The sequence below is a fragment of the Microbacterium paraoxydans genome (genome assembly GCF_900105335.1).
Lineage (GTDB): Bacteria > Actinomycetota > Actinomycetes > Actinomycetales > Microbacteriaceae > Microbacterium > Microbacterium paraoxydans.
Map to the genome: position 1 here is coordinate 1020834 of NZ_LT629770.1, position 17574 is coordinate 1038407.

At 69.1% G+C, this 17574-nt stretch carries 14 protein-coding genes; 1 reads left to right on the plus strand and 13 read right to left on the minus strand.

Annotation, left to right across the window (positions count from 1 at the left end):
* Window positions 1–27: 27 nt before the first annotated feature.
* The 6 genes from mmsB to rsmA form a co-directional block, all read right to left on the minus strand.
* Window positions 28–1398, minus strand: coding sequence for a multiple monosaccharide ABC transporter permease (gene mmsB, locus BLU02_RS05125; RefSeq protein ID WP_025105620.1), 1371 nt, complete (start codon window positions 1396–1398; stop codon window positions 28–30).
* Window positions 1395–3008 carry a multiple monosaccharide ABC transporter ATP-binding protein gene (gene mmsA, locus BLU02_RS05130; RefSeq protein WP_456264860.1) on the minus strand — a complete coding sequence of 538 codons (1614 nt, stop codon included), beginning with the start codon at window positions 3006–3008 and terminating at the stop codon, window positions 1395–1397. Before mmsA ends, mmsB begins: the two co-directional genes overlap by 4 nt.
* A gap of 60 nt (window positions 3009–3068) precedes the next feature.
* On the minus strand, window positions 3069–4082 hold the full coding sequence (locus tag BLU02_RS05135) for a LacI family DNA-binding transcriptional regulator (RefSeq protein ID WP_082750126.1): 1014 nt from the start codon (window positions 4080–4082) through the stop codon (window positions 3069–3071).
* Between the two features lie 119 nt (window positions 4083–4201).
* The gene (locus BLU02_RS05140) at window positions 4202–5134 is read right to left on the minus strand and encodes a 4-(cytidine 5'-diphospho)-2-C-methyl-D-erythritol kinase (protein WP_060922918.1); all 933 of its coding nucleotides are present in this window, start codon (window positions 5132–5134) and stop codon (window positions 4202–4204) included.
* A gap of 7 nt (window positions 5135–5141) precedes the next feature.
* Window positions 5142–6209 (minus strand): L-glyceraldehyde 3-phosphate reductase, encoded by a 1068-nt coding sequence (mgrA, locus tag BLU02_RS05145; RefSeq protein ID WP_060922917.1) that lies wholly within the window; start codon window positions 6207–6209, stop codon window positions 5142–5144.
* Window positions 6210–6218: 9 nt separating this feature from the next.
* Window positions 6219–7088: a 16S rRNA (adenine(1518)-N(6)/adenine(1519)-N(6))-dimethyltransferase RsmA gene (gene rsmA, locus BLU02_RS05150; protein WP_060922916.1), complete on the minus strand. Its 870-nt coding sequence runs from the start codon at window positions 7086–7088 to the stop codon at window positions 6219–6221.
* A gap of 27 nt (window positions 7089–7115) precedes the next feature.
* Here rsmA and BLU02_RS05155 point away from each other — a divergent pair, with 27 nt between their 5' ends.
* Complete coding sequence (locus tag BLU02_RS05155; protein WP_060922915.1) at window positions 7116–8402, plus strand: MFS transporter; 1287 nt, start codon at window positions 7116–7118, stop codon at window positions 8400–8402.
* Here the strand turns inward: BLU02_RS05155 and BLU02_RS05160 are convergent.
* The 7 genes from BLU02_RS05160 to BLU02_RS05190 are packed head-to-tail and all read right to left on the minus strand — an operon-like array spanning window position 8381 to window position 17457.
* Window positions 8381–9325, minus strand: coding sequence for a TatD family hydrolase (locus BLU02_RS05160; protein ID WP_083370897.1), 945 nt, complete (start codon window positions 9323–9325; stop codon window positions 8381–8383). The two genes, BLU02_RS05155 and BLU02_RS05160, sit on opposite strands and share 22 nt — an antisense overlap.
* Window positions 9326–9342: 17 nt before the next feature.
* A complete protein-coding gene (gene metG, locus BLU02_RS05165) occupies window positions 9343–10920 on the minus strand; it encodes a methionine--tRNA ligase (RefSeq protein WP_060922814.1) in 1578 nt (525 codons plus the stop codon).
* Window positions 10921–10969: 49 nt separating this feature from the next.
* The gene (locus BLU02_RS05170; protein WP_060922813.1) at window positions 10970–12139 is read right to left on the minus strand and encodes a glycoside hydrolase family 1 protein; all 1170 of its coding nucleotides are present in this window, start codon (window positions 12137–12139) and stop codon (window positions 10970–10972) included.
* 41 nt (window positions 12140–12180) lie between these two features.
* Window positions 12181–13881 (minus strand): ABC transporter ATP-binding protein, encoded by a 1701-nt coding sequence (locus BLU02_RS05175; protein ID WP_060922812.1) that lies wholly within the window; start codon window positions 13879–13881, stop codon window positions 12181–12183.
* A gap of 5 nt (window positions 13882–13886) precedes the next feature.
* Window positions 13887–14819 (minus strand): ABC transporter permease, encoded by a 933-nt coding sequence (locus BLU02_RS05180; protein WP_025105609.1) that lies wholly within the window; start codon window positions 14817–14819, stop codon window positions 13887–13889.
* Window positions 14816–15796, minus strand: a complete 981-nt coding sequence (locus BLU02_RS05185; protein ID WP_025105608.1) for an ABC transporter permease — start codon at window positions 15794–15796, stop codon at window positions 14816–14818. The genes BLU02_RS05180 and BLU02_RS05185 overlap by 4 nt, the downstream gene beginning before the upstream one ends.
* Window positions 15793–17457 (minus strand): ABC transporter substrate-binding protein, encoded by a 1665-nt coding sequence (locus BLU02_RS05190; protein WP_060922811.1) that lies wholly within the window; start codon window positions 17455–17457, stop codon window positions 15793–15795. The genes BLU02_RS05185 and BLU02_RS05190 overlap by 4 nt, the downstream gene beginning before the upstream one ends.
* Between the last annotated feature and the right edge of the window lie 117 nt (window positions 17458–17574).

Consider the following 17574-nt stretch of genomic DNA (forward strand, 5'->3'; position numbering starts at 1 on the left):
TCGCGCCTGCGTTGCGCGACGCGGCCCTTACTTTCCGCGCGTCTCCTCGACGGCGGGGGCTTCGTACTTCTGACTGGTGGGGTAGTTCGTCTTCGTGGGATCGAACGTGTCGGTGGCCGGATCCTGCTTGCGGCCGAGACGGCGCGTGAGGAAGCCGATGATCGACGGACGGCCCTGCTGCTTGTTCCACACGTCGACGCCGACGGCGAAGAGGAGCACGAGGCCCTTGATCATGGAGACGACGTCGGCACCGGCGCCGAGTAGCGCGAGGCCGTTGTTCAGGAACGCCATCACCAGACCACCGATGATCGAGCCGATCACCGTGCCGATGCCACCGGAGACGGCCGCGCCGCCGATGAAGACGGAGGCGATCGCGTCGAGCTCCCACCCGTTGCCGTCCTGCGGGCCCGAGGCGGTCGCCCTGGCGACGTAGATCATGCCGGCGAGCGAGGCCAGGACCGACATGTTCATCATCACGAAGAAGTCGACCCAGCGGTCCTTCACGCCCGAGAGGCGCGCGGCCTGCCGGTTGCCGCCGACCGCGTAGATGTGGCGGCCGAAGACGGTGTTGTTCGTGATGAACGAGTAGAGGATGACGAGAGCGAGGAGGATGACGCCCGAGATCGGGAAGCTCGTGCCCTCGCGCCCCGTGGCGAACAGCCAGCCGGCGACGAGGATGACGGCCGAGATGAGGACGACCTTCGTCACGCTCACCCAGAGCGGCGCCATGTCGGAGCCCATCTTGCGCTGGATGCGCCGGGTGCGGATCTCCCAGAACACGATCCATGCGACGCCGGCGAGCGCCAGCAGCATGGTCGGGATGTTGAACGGCAGCGGCAGGGCGATCTCCGGCAGATAGCCGGCGCCGATGATCTTGAAGCCCTCCGGCACGGGTACCGACTGCGAGTCGCCCACCGCCTGGTTCGCGCCGCGGAAGAACAGCATGCCGGCCAGCGTCACGATGAACGCCGGCACCCCGACGTAGGCGACCCAGAACCCCTGCCAGGCGCCGACGAGCACGCCGACACCGAGACCGAGGAGGATGCCCAGCGGCCAGGGGAGGTTCCAGTCCTGCATGGCCTTCGCCACGACGATTCCGGTGAACGCCGCCACCGAGCCGACCGAGAGGTCGATGTGCCCCATGATGATGACCATCACCATGCCGATCGCCAGGATCAGGATGTACGAGTACTGGTTGACGACGTTGATGAGGTTGCCGGAGGACAGCGTGAGGCCGGTGCCCTTGAAGATCCACGTCAGCACCTGGAAGACGACGAGGATGACGACGAGGCTGCCGAGGATGCCGAACTGACGGAGGGTCGACTGCCCTCCCCCGAACATCTTCGTGATGTCCTTGAAGTGGAAGCCGCGCTTCGCGGTGGTCGAGTCGGTGGTCATGCGGATGCTTTCTGGGTCGCGGACGTCATGCTGCGCATGAGGTCTTCGGGGGTCGCCTGGTCGGCCGGGATGCAGTCGGTGACCCGGCCTTCGAACACGGTGTAGATGCGGTCGGAGATGCCGAGCAGCTCGGGCAGCTCGCTGGAGATCACGATCACGCCCTTGCCCTGGGCGGCGAGCTCGTTGATGATCGCGTAGATCTCGTACTTGGCTCCGACGTCGATGCCACGGGTGGGCTCGTCGAGGATCAGCAGGTCGGGGTCAGTGAACATCCACTTCGCCAGCACGACCTTCTGCTGATTGCCGCCGGAGAGCTTGCCGACGCCCTCCTCCACCGACGGGGTCTTGATGCGCAGCGTCTTGCGGTAGCGCTCCGCCACCGCGAACTCCTCGCGGGAGTCGACGACGCCGTTGTGCGCGATCTTGGAGAGCTTCGCCGCGACGATCGACCGCTTGATGGTGTCGAGCAGGTTGAGCCCGAGCACCTTGCGGTCCTCGCTCACGTAGGCGAGGCCGTGCTTGATCGCGGCGGCGACGTCGGGGAGCTCGATCTCCTGGCCGTCCTTGACGAGCGTGCCGGAGAGGAACGTGCCGTAGGAGCGGCCGAAGATGCTCATCGCCAGCTCGGTGCGGCCGGCGCCCATGAGGCCGGCGATGCCGACGACCTCGCCGCGACGGACATTGATGCTCGACCCCTTCACGACCATGCGCTCGGGCACGGTGGGGTGCTGGACCCACCAGTCCTTGACCTCGAAGAACACCTCGCCGATCTCCGGCGTGCGGTCCGGGTAGCGGCTCTCCAGCGATCGGCCGACCATGCCGCGGATGATGCGGTCCTCGTTGATCTCGCCGCGGGAGATGTCCAGCGTCTCCACCGTGCGGCCGTCGCGGATGATCGTGATCTCGTCGGCGATCTGCTCGATCTCGTTGAGCTTGTGGCTGATCATGATCGACGCGATGCCCTTGGCCTTGAGCCCGAGGATCAGGTCGAGGAGGTGCTGCGAGTCGTTCTCGTTGAGAGCGGCGGTGGGCTCGTCGAGGATGAGCAGCTTGACGTCCTTGTTCAGCGCCTTGGCGATCTCGATGAGCTGCTGCTTGCCGACGCCGAGGGTCTTGATCGGCACGTCCGGGTCCTCGTCCAGACCGACGCGGGCGAGGAGCTCGATGGTGCGCTCCTTCTGTGCCTGCCAGTCGATGCGGCCGAAGCGACGGATCTCGTTGCCGAGGAAGATGTTCTCGGTGACCGAGAGCTCCGGGATGAGCGCGAGCTCCTGGTGGATGATGACGATGCCGGCCTGCTCGCTGGCCGCGATGTCCTTGAAGCGCTGCTCCTGGCCGTACAGGAGGATCTCGCCGTCGTACGTGCCGTACGGGTACACCCCCGAGAGGACCTTCATCAGCGTCGACTTCCCGGCGCCGTTCTCGCCGCAGATCGCATGGATCTCGCCGGCGCGGACGGTGATCGAGACGTCGGCGAGCGCCTTGACTCCCGGGAACTCCTTGGTGATGCGGCGCATCTCCAGGATCGGGCCTGACACGGTCGGCAACGTTGCTGTGGTGCTCACGGATCTTCCTCGCGACGTGCGGTCACCTTCGATGTGACCGTTCACATCGGTATATCGTCGTCTTCCGCGGGAGCGGTGTCAAGTCCGCGGCGTGTTTTCGTGTCGCTACCGTGATGCAGCGGATTCGCGCGCCCGCAAGAGGGTCTGCAGCGGGCCGAACGCGGGGGCCTTCTCGCCCCGGATCTCGGCGAGGAGGATACGCACGGCACGCCGCCCGAGCTCGGGGAAGTCCTGGTGCACCGTGCTCAGCGTCGGCGCCACGTGCGCGGCGACGGGGATGTCGTCGAACCCGATCACGCTCACGTCGTGCGGCACGCGCACCCCGGCGTCGCGGAACCCGTGCAGCAGCCCGATGGCCATGAGGTCGTTGGCCGCGAACACCGCCGTGAAGTCGCGCCGCAGCGAGAGCTCCTTGCCGGCGAAGTACCCGAAGTCGGCCGTCCAGTCCCCGCGGATCGGCGGGAACGTGGGCAGGTCGGCGTCCCGGAGCGCATCCAGATACCCGCGCATCCGGGACTCCGCCTCGATCCAGTCCTGCGGCCCGGCGAGATGGAGGATGTCGCTGTGGCCCAGCGCGATCAGGTGCTCGGTCGCCGCCTTCGCCCCCGCCACCTGGTCGGCGGAGAGGCTGACGCCGTCCGACCCCGAGGCGGTCTGCAGGGTCACGAAGGGCATGGTGACGTTCATGCCGCGCAGGACATGGAAGACCCGCACCTGCGGCGCGAGCACCACGATGCCGTCGACCTGCTCACGTTCGAGCTGGCGGACCGCGTTGCCGATCGCCTCCGGCGTGGTCGCGGGAAGGTTGAGCGTGGAGACCGAGTAGCCCTCCTCGCGCGCCGCGTCCTCGATGCCGGCGATGGACGACGTCGGCCCGAACTCGCCGATCGTCGCGGAGAGGATGCCGAGCATGTTCGACTTGCTCGTCACCAGCGCGCGCGCCGCGAGATTGGGACGGTAGTCGAGCACGGCGATCGCGTCGAGCACCTTCGCCTTGGTTTCCGGGCGGATGCTGGGATGGTCGTTGAGCACCCGGGAGACGGTCTGATGCGAGACGCCGGCGAGGCGGGCGACGTCGCGGATGCTCGGCATGCGGGCACGCTCGGAGGAGGTGGACATCCAGCCTCCTCGCGTGTGCACGGTCACATGACTACTTCATTATGTCTGTGATGACCCGCCGGGTGCACCTCGACCGCGATACGCTCCTCGCGGCTCGGACGCGCGGGAATGGGGCAGGTTCAGCCGACGATGCGGGCTCCCGGCACGGCGCCGTGCACATGCAGCGGATCGAGACCGCCCTCGCGGAGAGCCGTCTGGACCGCCTGCGCGGACTCGGGATCGGCGCAGAGGAGGGCCACGGTCGGCCCCGAGCCAGACACGAGACCGTGCAGCGCACCGGCCGCGACCCCGCGTTCGATGGTCCGCGCCAGATCCGGTCGCAGGTCGAGCGCGGCCGCCTGGAGATCGTTGTGGAGTGCGTCGGCGAGCTGCCAGGCGTCTCCGGTCCGCAGCGCCTGCAGCACCGGGATCGGCACGTCGAGCGAGAGCGGCGGATCGTCGGCGAGAGCCCCCTCCTCCTCGCGCAGCTCGTCGAGCCGGGTGTACACGGCGGGGGTGGACAGCCCGTCGTCACTGGTCACGAGCAGCCAGTCGAAGCGCCCGCGGGCGAGCGCCGGGTTCAGCTGATCGCCGCGACCGGTGCCGACGGCAGTGCCGCCATGCAACGCGAAGGGGACATCGGCACCGAGCCGCGCGGCGAGGTCGTGCAGCCGCGCAGCGGAGAGTCCCGTGCCCCACAGAGCGTCGCAGGCGACCAGAGCGGCCGCGGCATCCGCGGAGCCCCCGCCCATGCCACCGGCGACCGGGACGCTCTTCCGGATCTGCAACGCCACCCCGCCCGGATGATCCGTCGCCATCGCCAGCAGCTTGGCGGCCCGCATCGCGAGGTTCCGGTCGTCGAGCGGAACCGAGCCGTCGTCCTCCACCCCGGTCACCGTGATCGAGAAGTCGTCGGCGGCCCTGGCGATCACGTCCTCGTACAGCGACACCGCCTGGAAGACCGTCGCGAGGGCGTGATAGCCGTCGTCGTGGCGCCCGCCGACGCCGAGGTAGACGTTGATCTTCCCCGGCGCGCGCACGTGCACGGACCCGGAGGACGCGGCGAGGCTCATGAGCGGGTCACAGGTCCGACGAGGTCGCCCACAGGTTGACGTCGATGGCGCCGGCGAGCTCGTCGATGCGGCGGAGCTCCTCGTCGGTGAACGCAGGACCGTCGAGGGCGGCGAGGTTCTCGTCGAGCTGCTCCGTCCGGGAGGCGCCGATGAGCGCCGAGGCGACCACCGGAGTGCGCAGCGTCCACTGCAGCGCGAGCTGCGCGAGCGACTGCCCCCGGCCCTGCGCGACCTCGTTCAGCGCCCGGAGCGTCTCGACGGCCTCATCGGTCAGCTTGCCCTTCGGCAGCGAACCCCGCTGCTGCGCGCGCTCGGCCGTGCCGTCGCCGAGGTACTTGTCGGTGAGGAGGCCCTGGGCGAGCGGGGTGAAGGCGATGGCGCCGAGGCCCGACTCCTCCAGGGTCTGCGTGAGGCCGTCCTCGATCCAGCGGTTGAGGATCGAGTACGCGGGCTGGTGGATGACGAGCGGCGTGCCCAGCTCCTTCGCCACGGCGACGGCCTCGGCCGTGCGCTCCGCGCTGTACGAGGAGATGCCGACGTAGAGGGCCTTGCCCTGGCGGACCAGGGTGTCCAGCGCCCCGACGGTCTCGGCGATCGGGGTGACCGGGTCGACACGGTGCGAGTAGAAGATGTCGACGTAGTCCAGCCCCATGCGGGTGAGCGACTGCTCTGCGCTCGCGAGGATGTACTTCCGGCTCGCGTAGTCGCCGTACGGTCCGGGCCACATGTCCCAGCCGGCCTTCGATGAGATGATCAGCTCGTCGCGGTAGGGACGCAGGTCCTCCGCGAAGATGCGGCCGAAGTTCTTCTCGGCCGAGCCGTACGGCGGGCCGTAGTTGTTCGCCAGGTCGAAGTGCGTGATCCCGTTGTCGAACGCGTGACGCAGGAGCGCCCGCTGGTTGTCGAGGGGGATGTTGTCGCCGAAGTTCCACCAGAGGCCCAGCGAGATCGGGGGCAGGTAGAGGCCGGAGGCGCCCACCTGACGGTAGGCGAACCGTCCGTAGCGGCCCTCGTCGGCGGCGTACGGACGGTGCAGTTCGGGGACGTCGGGGCGGAAGCGGGGGGAGTCGGTCACCGTGCCAGATTAGCCGCTGACGCCGGAACCCTCGATCGCCGTTGCGTGCTGGGCGATCCGCTGGTAGTCGTCGACCGTGAGGTCCTCCCCGCGGGCGGTCGGGGCGACGCCGGCGGCGGTGAGCACCTCGGTCGCCGCGGCCGAGCTGCCGAAGAGGCCGGAGAGGGCCTGCCGGAGCATCTTGCGCCGCTGGTTGAAGGCCGCGTCGACGATGGCGAAGGTGCGCCGGCGCTCCTCCACCGAGCCGCGCTCGCCCTCGGAGCGGTCGAAGCCGACGAGGAGGCTGTCGACGTTCGGCACCGGCCAGAAGACCTGGCGGGAGACGTTCCCGGTGAGCTTCCACTCGCCGTACCAGGCGGCCTTGACGCTGGGCGAGCCGTAGATCTTCGACCCCGGCTTCGCGGCGAGCCGCTCGGCCACCTCCGCCTGCACCATCACGACGCCCCGCTGCAGGTACGGGAACGTCTCCAGGAAGTGCAGCAGGACGGGCACCGACACGTTGTACGGCAGGTTCGCGACGAGGACGGTCGGCTCCCCCGGCAGTTCCGTCACGCGGAGCGCGTCCGCGTCGACCACCGTCAGCATCCCCTCCGGCACGCCGTGCTCGGCCGCGGTCTGCGGCAGGCGGGCGGCCAGGCGATGGTCGATCTCCACGGCGGTGACCGCGGCCCCCGCCTCCAGGATCGCGAGGGTAAGGGATCCGAGTCCCGGTCCGACCTCGACCACCCGCTCCCCCGGCTGCACGCGGGCGGCCTGGACGATCTTGCGGACGGTGTTCGCGTCGACGACGAAGTTCTGTCCGAGCTTCTTCGTGGGGGTGACATCGAGCTCGGCGGCCAGACGGCGGATCTCGGTGGCCCCGAGCAACGTGACGGTCATGCACCCATTCTCCCGTATCCTTCGGGGGTGCCCTCCCTCGGTGAACTGATCGCTCCGCGGCGCCTGGGCAGGGACTTCCGCTGGCTGCTCGCATCGTCGTGGACGAGCAACATCGGAGACGGCGTGGCGCTGGCCGCCGCTCCCCTGCTCATCGCGTCGATGACGTCGTCGCCGATCCTCGTGGCCTCCGGCGCCATCCTGCAGTTCCTGCCGTGGCTGCTCTTCGGCCTGCACGCGGGGGCCATCGCCGACCGCTTCGATCGGCGCCGCCTGGTGATGACCGCCAACGCCGTGCGCGCCGTCGTGCTCGCGGCGCTCTGCGTGTTCCTCGTGACGGGAACCGCGAACATCGGGATCGTCCTCGCCGTCGCGTTCCTCTACGGCACCGCGGAGGTCTTCGTCGACACCGCGGGGAGCACATTGCTGCCGATGCTCGTGAAGCCGGCCGACCTCGGCATCGGGAACGCCCGCCTGCAGGCCGGCTACCTCGTCGCCAACCAGTTCGCCGGGCCGCCGCTGGGCGCGTTCCTCTTCGCTGCCGGGAGCGCGTGGCCGTTCCTCGTCGAGGTGCTGTGCGTGACGCTCGCGATCGTCCTCATCTCCCGCATGGCGCGCACGCCCGTCCCACCCCGGGAGACCGAGACCCACCCGCCGGTGCACACCGACATCGCGGAGGGACTGCGCTGGCTGTGGCACAACCCGCCGGTGCGGATGCTCGTGCTCATCATCCTCGTCTTCAACGTGACCTGGGCCGCGCCCTGGGGCGTGCTCGTGCTCTACGCCACCGAGCACCTGCAGATGGGCCCCGTGGGCTACGGCGCGCTCACCACGGCGTCCGCGGCGGGCGGCATCCTCGCGACGCTGAGCTTCGGCTGGCTGGAGCGGCACGTGTCGTTCGCGAGCCTGATGCGTATCGTCCTGTCGCTCGAGGTGCTCATGCACCTCGCGTTCGCCCTCACCACCACGGGCATGGTGGCCCTCGTCATCATGTTCTTCTTCGGGGCGTACGCCTTCGTGTGGGGCACGATCTCCACGACCGTCCGGCAGCGGCTCGTCCCCGCTTCCCTGCAGGGGCGCGTCGCCTCGGTCAACATGGTCGGCGTCTTCGGCGGCATGATCGTCGGCCAGGCCCTCGGCGGCGTCATCGCGCAGACCTGGGGCCTGACCGCGCCCTGGTGGTTCGCCTTCGGCGGGGCGGCGATCACCCTGGTGCTGGTGTGGAAGCCCATCTCGCACATCGTCAGTGCGAGGCCGGTCGCCGAGACGGGGCCGGAGGACGTCGAGCCGGAGAGTCAGTCGGCGAACGAGCCGTAGACGCGGAGGGTGTTCTCGGCGAGCTGCGCGGCGAGCTCGTCCACGTCCAGGTCGAGCTCCGCCGCCAGGAAGCGCACCGTGAGCGGCACGAGGTACGGCGCGTTCGGACGGCCCCGCAGCGGGACCGGCGTGAGGAATGGCGCGTCCGTCTCGACGAGGAGGCGGTCGAGCGGGGTGACCTTCAGGGCGTCGCGCAGGTTCTGCGCGTTCTTGAACGTCACGTTCCCGGCGAACGACAGGTAGTAGCCCGCGTCGGCGCACACCCGGGCCATCGCCTCGTCCCCGGAGAAGCAGTGGAACACGGTGCGCTCGGGGGCCCCGACCCGCGTAAGCGTCTCCAGCACGGCCTCGTGCGCATCCCGGTCGTGGATCTGCATCGCGATGCCGTGCTTCTTCGCGAGCGCGATGTGCGCCTCGAAGGAGGCGAACTGCGGCGCACGGCGCTCCGGTTCGGTGCGGAAGAAGTCGAGCCCGGTCTCGCCGATCGCGCGCGTGCGCGGATGCGCGGCGAGCTCGTCGATCAGGGCGAGCGCCTCGTCGAGGCGACCCTCCTCCGCGTACGTCGGGGCGTCGTTCGGGTGGATGGCGACCGCGGCGAGGACCCGGGGGTCGGACGCGGCGGCCTCGACCGCCCAGCGGGACGACTCGATGTCTCCGGATGCCTGCACGACGCCGACGACGCCGACCGCCTCCGCCCGGTCGAGCTGCTCGGAGAGAGACAGCCCCTGGGTCCCTGAGCCTGTCGAAGCCTGGGTCCCTGAGCCTGTCGAAGCCTGGGTCCCTGAGCCTGTCGAAGGGCCATCGGCGATCTCGAGGTGCGCGTGGTTGTCGTAGACGGGCACAGCGAGGGGTTCCGGGGCCGCCGGATAGGTCCGGTCCTTGCGCCCGTCGCCCGAGCGCTCGCGCACGTAGATCTCCGCCATGGTGTCCTGCCCGGTCGTCAGGCCGTGGACTCCACACGCGGGAAGAGCGGCGCGAGGCCGTTGACGCTCGTGCCCGGCTTCAGCACGCCCCAGGAGCCCGCCTCGCGGATCGGCTGGTCCTGCAACCGGCCCAGGGTCTCCGCGGCGCCGAGCGCGATCCACAGCTTCTCGGTCGACTGCGGCATCACCGGCGACAGCAGCACGGCGAGCGCCCGCAGCCCCTCGGCGCAGGTGTAGAGCACGGTGCCCAGACGCTCCCGCTGGTCCTCGTCGCGGGCGAGCGCCCACGGCTCGTTCTCGGTGATGTACCCGTTGAGCGCGTCGACGATGGTCCAGATCGCGGAGATCGCCTCGTCGATGCGGAACTGGCCGATCGCGGCGTCCGCCTTCGTCGCGGCGTCCGCGACGATCCGCTGGATCACGAGGTCGGCATCGGTGTAGTCGGCCGCCGGCGGCACGATGCCTTCGAAGTACTTCTCGATCATCGCGGTCGTGCGCGAGGCGAGGTTGCCGAAGCCGTTCGCGAGCTCGGCCTGGTACCGGGCGGAGAGGTCCTCCCAGGAGAAGGAGCCGTCCTGACCGAACGCGATCGCGGACAGGAAGTAGAAGCGGTAGGCGTCGGAGCCGAAGACGTCGGTGATCTCGGTCGGCGCGATGCCGGTGAGCTTCGACTTCGACATCTTCTCGCCGCCGACGAGCAGCCAGCCGTGCGCGAACACGCCCTTCGGCACGTCGAGCCCCGCCGCCATCAGCAGCGCCGGCCAGATCACGGCGTGGAAGCGCAGGATGTCCTTGCCGACCACGTGGTAGGCGGGCCAGCGGCGTGCGAAGGTCTCCTCGTCGGAGCCGTAGCCGACGGCCGTGGCGTAGTTGAGCAGCGCGTCGACCCACACGTAGATGACGTGCGACTCGTCCCACGGCAGCGGGATGCCCCAGTCGAAGGTCGAGCGGGAGATCGAGAGGTCCTTGAGGCCCTGGCTCACGAACGAGACGACCTCGTTGCGCGCCGAATCGGGCCGCACGAAGTCGGGCTCGGTCTTGTAGAGCTCGAGCAGGCGGTCCTGGAACTCGCTGAGCTTGAAGAAGTAGTTCTTCTCCTGCAGCAGCTCCAGCGGCTTGGAGTGGATGGCGCAGACCTTCAGCCCCTCGAAGGGACCGGTGCCGTCGACGATCTCCGACTCCGGCTTGAACTCCTCGCAACCCACACAGTAGAGCGCCTCGTACTCGCCCGCGTAGATGTACCCGCGGTCGTAGAGCCGCTGGAAGAACGTCTGCACGTTGGTCTCGTGCCGCTCCTGCGTGGTGCGGATGAAGTCGTCGTTCGCGACGTCGAGGGTCTTCAGCAGCGGGAACCAGCTCTCGCTGACGAGCTTGTCGACCCACTCCTGCGGGGTGACGCCGTTGGCGGCTGCGGCCCGCAGCATCTTCTGACCGTGCTCGTCGGTGCCCGTCAGCATCCAGGTGTCGTCGCCCGCCTGACGGTGCCACCGTGCGAGCGTGTCGACGGCCACCGTCGTGTACCCGTGACCGATGTGCGGCACATCGGAGGGGTAGTAGATGGGCGTGGTGATGTAGAAGGAGTCGCCAGCGGGCATGGGGACAATTCTAGGTGCCCCCATGCCCGTGGTTACGCCGTGCGGCTCGTCAGAGCCCATTGCGGCGGGCGACCTCGCCGAGCCAGGCGAGCGAGGGCTTCGGGAACCGCTCGAAGGTCTCGTGGTCGAAGCCGATGAGACCGAACGTCGGCCGGAATCCGCTCGCCCATTCGTAGTTGTCCAGCGCGCTCCAGTGCTGGTAGGCGCGGACCTCGATGCCGTCGCTGATGGCGCGGTGCAGCCCCTCCAGCGCGCCCTGCGTGTAGGCGATGCGGCGGGTGTCGTCGGCCGTCGCGATGCCGTTCTCCGTGACGAGCACGGGGACACCGCCGCTGCGCTCCCACGCGCTGCGCACACCCAGCTCGAGGGCTTCGGGGAAGAACTCCCAGCCCGTCAGCGTCGTCTCCACGTCGGGCGACACCGGCAGCGGTCCCTCCGGGCCGATGAACGTGCGGGTGTAGGCCTGCACGCCCACGAAGTCGTCTCCGGCGGACTGCTCCAGGTACCAGTGGTCGCGCGGGTCCCCGTAGGTCGCGAGCATCTCGTCGGCGCCGGGCTCGCCGGTGGAGTGGAAGGCCTGGGTGGCGATCGTCCAGCCCGCCTGCACCCCGGGCACCGTGTGCAGGATCTCGGACGCGCGCCGGTGGGCCGTCAGCAGGGTGTCCGCGACGCCGAGGTCGGGATTCGGCAGGCCGTAGGCGACGAGGTTCGCCGCGTCCTCTCCCCCGGCCAGCATCGCCGCGATGTTCGGCTCGTTGATGGTGCAAACGTAGCGCACGCCGTCGAGGATCGGCAGCACGGTCTCCACGTAGCGGGAGAACAGGTCCACCGCGTCGTCGGCACGCCAGAAGCCGTCCTTCTGGAACCACTGCGGCACCGTGAAGTGCATGAGGGTGACCGTCGGGTCCAGCCCGTTCTCCCTGGCGGTGTCGATCATGCGGCGGTAGTGGTCGAGCATCGCCCGCGAGACGAACCCGCGCTCCGGCTCGATCCGCGCCCACTCGACCGAGAACCGGTAGGAGTTCAGCCCCGCCTCGGCGAGCAGCCGCATGTCCTCCGGGTAGCGGTGGAAATGGTCGGCGGCGTCACCGGAGGGCTCGACCATGGACGAGTCGGGGGCGTGTTCCATCGCCCACCAGTTGCTCGTGGTGTTGTTGCCCTCCACCTGATGGGCGGCGGTCGCGGCGCCCCAGAGGAAGCCGTCGGGGAATGCGAGCACGGATGCGCTCCTCTCTCTTTCTTGCAGTCGTCCGGCGCGCGTCAGCGGGCGCGGGCGGGGTTCGGCACGGCGTCGAGCAGTTCGACCGTGTACGGGTCCTCCGGATGCTGCAGCACCTGCGAGGTCTCGCCCCGCTCGACGACGCGGCCGCTGTTGAGCACGAGGATGTTCTCGGTGACGAGCCGCGCGCTCAGCAGATCGTGGGTGATGTAGAGCATGCTGATGCCCCACCGTTCACGGAGGTCCTCCAGCAGCGCGAGCACGCCGGCGCGGAGCGACACGTCGAGCATCGACACCGGCTCGTCCGCGATGAGCACCTGCGGGTCGCTCGCGAGCGCCCTGGCGATCACCACGCGCTGCCGCTGCCCGCCGGAGAGCTGGTGCGGCAGCTTGGCGGCGAACTGCTCGACGGGCGTCAGGCCCACCGTCTCCAGCAGTTCGAGCACACGGGCCCTGGCCTCCGCCCCGCGCAGCCTCGTGTAGTTCAGGACCGGGCGGGTCAGGGCGTACTCGACGGTGTGCAGCGGGTTCAGGGCCGCGTACGGATCCTGGAACACCATCTGCACGTCCTTGCGGAGGTCGCGCAGTCCGCGGCGCTTCAGGGACGCCACATCGGTGTCGCCGAAGCGGATGCGGCCGGAGGTCGGCTTCTCGACCCCGGTGAGCATCTTCGCGATCGTCGACTTGCCAGAGCCGGAGGCACCGACCAAGGCCAGCGCCTCCCCCGGCTCCAGCCGGAAGGACACGTCGTCGACCGCGACGACCGGATCCTGGCCGCGGCGCGGTGCCGGATAGCGCTTGGTCACGCCCTCCACGACGATCGCGGCATCGGCCCGCCTGGCGTCCCGCGGCGACACGGTCGGCAGAGTCTCGGTGACGTCCGTACGGCTGCGTCCCTCCCGGCGACGGGTGCCGAGATCGACGAATCCGGGGATCTCGATCTTCTCGGCGCGCGGGTCGGCGTAGTGGCTCAGCAGCATCCGGGTGTACTCGTCCTGCGGGCGGTGCAGGATGTCCTGGCTGCGGGCGTCCTCCACGATGCGGCCCTCGTGCATGACCATCACCCGGTCGGTCGCCTCGAGGACGATGCCGAGGTCATGGCTGATGAGGATCGCCGTGAAGCGCTCGGACCGCTGCAGCTCCTGGATCGTGTCCATGACCGCGTGCTGGACGAGCACGTCGAGTGCCGTGGTGGGCTCGTCGAACACCATCAGCTGGGGTTCGAGCGAGAGGGCGAGGGCGATCGAGGCGCGCTGCCGCATGCCGCCGGAGAGCTCCCCGGGGTACCGGTCGAGCACCTCCGGCTTCAGCCCCACCTTGCCGACGAGCTCCCGCGCTCTGGCCTGGCGCTGCTCGGCGGGCACATGACCGTGCGCGGCGAAGATGTCGCGGAAGTGGTTGCCCACGGTCCGCACGGGGTTCAACGCGTTCATGCCCGACTGCAGCACCATCGCGAAGCCGCCCTGCCGCTGGCGCCGCAGCTCCTCGGCGTCGAGCTCGCGGATGTCGCGGCCGTCGAAGAGGATGCGTCCGCCGCTGATGCGCGCCGGCGGCTTCTGCAGCCGCGTCAGCGCGAAGCCCAGCGTGGACTTGCCCGACCCGGACTCGCCGACGAGCCCGACGAATTCGCCGCGCCGGAGCGCGAACGACACGTCGCGCACGGCAGGCACCGGCTCCTGCCCCGGGGAGGCGTACTCCACGGACAGCGACTGGACGTCGAGGAGGATGTCATCGTGCTCCATGGCGCTCATCGGCCCTTCCCTTCGCGCAGGCGCGGATTGGAGATGCCGTCCACGCCGAAGTTGATGAGTGTGAGGCTGAGGGCGAGCAGCGCGATGCACAGACCGGGCGCGAACAGCAGCAGCCACTGGCCGGTGAGCAGGGAGTTCGAGTTCTGCGCCCAGTAGAGCATCGTGCCCCAGCTGACGATGCTGGAGTCGCCGAGGCCGAGGAACTCCAGGCCCGCCTCAGCGAGGATCGCCGCCGTCGCCGCTCCGAAGAGGGTGCCGGCGATGATCGACGTCATGTTCGGCAGGATCTCGCGGAAGACGATCCGCGCCCTGCTGTCGCCGGAGAACTGCGCCGAGGTGACGAAGTCGTTGCCGCGGAGGGACTGGGTCTGGCTGCGCAGCACGCGGGCGCCCCAGGCCCAGCCGGTCACGACGATCACGGCGATGATCATGAGGATGCCGCCGTTCTGCAGGTAGGCCGCGATCACGATCATCAGCGGCAGGCCCGGGATCACGAGGAAGAGGTTCACGATGAACCCGACGACCTCGCCCGCGAAACCGCGCATGTAGCCCCAGCTCAGACCGATCAGCACGGCCACGATCGTGGAGAGGAGCCCGGCCGCGAAGCCCACGAGGAGGCTGACCTGGGCGCCGTAGATGAGCTGGCTGAGCACGTCCTCCCCGGCCGCGGTTGTGCCGAGCCAGTGCTCCCACGAGGCATCCGCATTGCGCGGGAACCCGTTCTCCTTCGGCCCGTACGGAGCCAGGAGCGGGGCGAACACGGCGACGAGCACGAAGAACGCGAGGAGGCAGAGTCCGATACGCGCCTTGCCGTTGGACCACAGGGTGCCGACCATGCGGCCGAAGGCGCGCCAGGGGCTGGGCGCCGCGATGCGGGCGGTGGGGACCTTGACGGTCACGGTGCTGGGGGTGGGGTTCGGGGTCGTCATCGGCGAGTCCTCGGGTCGAGAACCCCGTAGAGGATGTCCACGAGGAAGTTGGCGATGAGCACGCTCACGGTGATCATCAGGAAGAGCGCCTGCATGAGCGGGTAGTCCTGCCCGATCACGGCGTTGAAGAGCAGGTAGCCGATGCCCGGGTAGCCGAACACCTGCTCGACGAGGATCGAGCCGCCCACCACGCCGCCGAGCGTGAGCCCGAAGCCGGTGAGGTTCGGCAGGATCGCGTTGCGGGCCGCGTACCGGAGGGCGATGGTGCGGCCGCGGAGGCCGTTCGCCTCGCCGAAGGTGATGTAGTCCTCGCCGAGCGTGTTGATCATCGCGTTGCGCATGCCGATGATCCAGCCGCCGAGCGACGTGAGCAGGATCGTCAGCGCCGGAAGGAACGCGTGCCGGACGAGGTCGACGATGAAGTCCCAGGTGAATCCCGGGGTGGTCGTCGCCGAGTAGGCGCCGGTGGTCGGGAACCAGTGCAGCACGTAGCCGAGGAAGAACAGCAGCAGCAGCGCCGTCCAGAAGTACGGGAACGTGCTGAGGAACGACCCGGTCAGCGTCGGCAGGGAGTCCAGCCAGGTGCCGCGCCGCCAGGCGGCCATCACGCCGATGAGGGTGCCGATCACGAAGGCGAGGATCGTGACGATGCCGACGAGGCCGAGCGTGTAGGGCAGCGCGGTGGAGACCATGCTCGACACGGTCTGCGGGTAGAACGTGTACGAGACGCCGAAGTCGAGCCGGACGACCTGGCCGAGGTAGGCCACGTACTGGTCCCACATCGAACCGGTCGGCACTCCGAGCTGCGCCTCGATCGCGGCGCGCGTGGCGTCCGAGACCGGACCGTTCTGGGAGAGCTTCGCGATCGCGGCGTCGGCGGGAGAGCCGGGCATGAGTCGCGGGAGGAAGAAGTTCAGGGTGATCGCGGCCCACAGGGTGAGCAGGAACAGGCCGATCTTCTGGAGGACGTACTTCACTGGTCCCCTCCGTCCGTGCGCTTCAGGTGGGTGAAGATGCCCAGCGGCGCCGAATCGTAGTTCTGCGGGATCATGTACGGATCGTCCGCGGAGGGCCAGCCGGTGAACTTCGCGTCGTTGAACAGGCCCCAGATCCCGCCGTAGTACAGGCCGATCACGGGGACCTGCTCGTAGACGATGCTCTGCAGCTCGTGCACGATCTCGGTCTGGCGGTCGGGATCGATCGTGGCGCGGTACTCCTCCAGCAGGGCGTCGGCCTCCGGGGAGCGGTAGCGCTCGAAGTTGTTGGTCGTGACCTCGCCGGCCGGCACGTAGAAGTCGCTGGAGAGCAGGCTGTTGTAGGCCTGGTACACGTCGCCGTTACCCATGCCGCCGATCGCCATCTCGAAATCGCCGGTGCCGATCGCGCTCTGATACCCGGCGGGCTGCGGGAGCTTGAGCGACACCTTGACGCCGACGTCCGCGAGCTGGCGCTGCACGGTCTGGGCGGCGCGCGTCCAGTCGGAGTATCCGTTGGCGGTGGTCAGCGAGAACGCGAGCTGCTCGCCGTCCGGGCCGACGAGCTGATCGCCCTGGAGGGTGTACCCGGACTCGGCGAACGCCGCCAGCGCGGCGTCGCGGTCCTGGGCGAGCATGCCCTGGTCCGGGATCTCCGGGTCGAGGTACTTCTCCTGGTTGGGCAGGATGAGGCCGGTCTGTCCGGCGGGCTGCATGTAGCCCTCGGAGGCGGTCTCGGCGATCTCCTCCCGGTCGAGCGCCAGCGCGATGCCGCGACGGACGTTCACGTCGTCGAACGGGGCGACCTCGAGGTTGGGCACGAGCGAGATGACGCCGCCCGGCGGGAACCACCAGGTGTTGTCGGGACTCGCCGCTCCCCAGGTGCCCTCGACGTCGGAGATGAAGGAGTAGGCCCAGTCGTAGCCGCGGGTCACGGTGTCGAGCTGGGTGTTCGTGGCCGGCAGGATGATGTGCTCGATCTCGATCTTGTCCGCCTGCCAGTAGTCCGGGTTGCGGTCCATCGAGTACTGCTGGTCGTTGTAGTTGCCGAGCACGAACGGGCCGGTGCCGACCGGCTCCTCGTTGCGCCAGGTGGCCGGGTCCTCCACGTCGGCCCACAGGTGCTCGGGCACGATCATGGTCTGCCCGAGGATCGACAGCGACGGCGCGTCCTCGCCCTGGAGGTGGAACACCACGTCGTCGCCGTCGACCTCGATGCGGTCGATGTGCTGCCATGCGCCCTTGATGTCGAGCGAAGGCTCGTCCTTGATGAGCTGGAACGTGAAGGCCACATCCTCCGGGGTGAGGGGCTCGCCGTCGCTCCACTCCACGCCGTCGCGGACCGTCATCACGATCGTGCGGGCGTCGGGCTGGGTCCACTCGGACGCGAGCCACGGGGTGAGCTCGCCGTCGAGCGGGTTCACGAGGATGAGCGGCTCGTAGATCCACCGCGACGCCGTCCGGGTGTTCGTGAGGTAAGGGTTGAAGTTCTGCGTGAAGAACGGGTTGCCCTTGTCGGCGTTGATGAGCATCGTGTCGTCGCCGATCGAGGGGTCGGGCTGCGAGCTGATCTGGATGCTGCAGCCGCTGAGCGCGACCGCTGCGGCCGCGAGCCCCACGACGGCGGCGCGGCGCCAGCGTCGGAAGGTGTGCGTCTCTGCCACTGGATGACCTCATGTCGTCTCTGTCATGAAGGGCGCCCCGGGGGGTGGGGAGTCCTGCCGGCCGAAGCCGTACACCAGATTGTAAGCGCATACATTTTGAATCGGCAACCCCGTGGT

Bases quoted from the DNA above. Each gene is read 5' to 3' on its own strand.
- mmsB (WP_025105620.1), bottom strand. From the start codon at position 1,398: ATGACCACCGACTCGACCACCGCGAAGCGCGGCTTCCACTTCAAGGAC.
- BLU02_RS05135 (WP_082750126.1), bottom strand. From the start codon at position 4,082: ATGTCCACCTCCTCCGAGCGTGCCCGCATGCCGAGCATCCGCGACGTC.
- BLU02_RS05140 (WP_060922918.1), bottom strand. From the start codon at position 5,134: ATGAGCCTCGCCGCGTCCTCCGGGTCCGTGCACGTGCGCGCGCCGGGG.
- rsmA (WP_060922916.1), bottom strand. From the start codon at position 7,088: ATGACCGTCACGTTGCTCGGGGCCACCGAGATCCGCCGTCTGGCCGCC.
- BLU02_RS05160 (WP_083370897.1), bottom strand. From the start codon at position 9,325: ATGGCGGAGATCTACGTGCGCGAGCGCTCGGGCGACGGGCGCAAGGAC.
- metG (WP_060922814.1), bottom strand. From the start codon at position 10,920: ATGCCCGCTGGCGACTCCTTCTACATCACCACGCCCATCTACTACCCC.
- BLU02_RS05175 (WP_060922812.1), bottom strand. From the start codon at position 13,881: ATGGAGCACGATGACATCCTCCTCGACGTCCAGTCGCTGTCCGTGGAG.
- BLU02_RS05180 (WP_025105609.1), bottom strand. From the start codon at position 14,819: ATGACGACCCCGAACCCCACCCCCAGCACCGTGACCGTCAAGGTCCCC.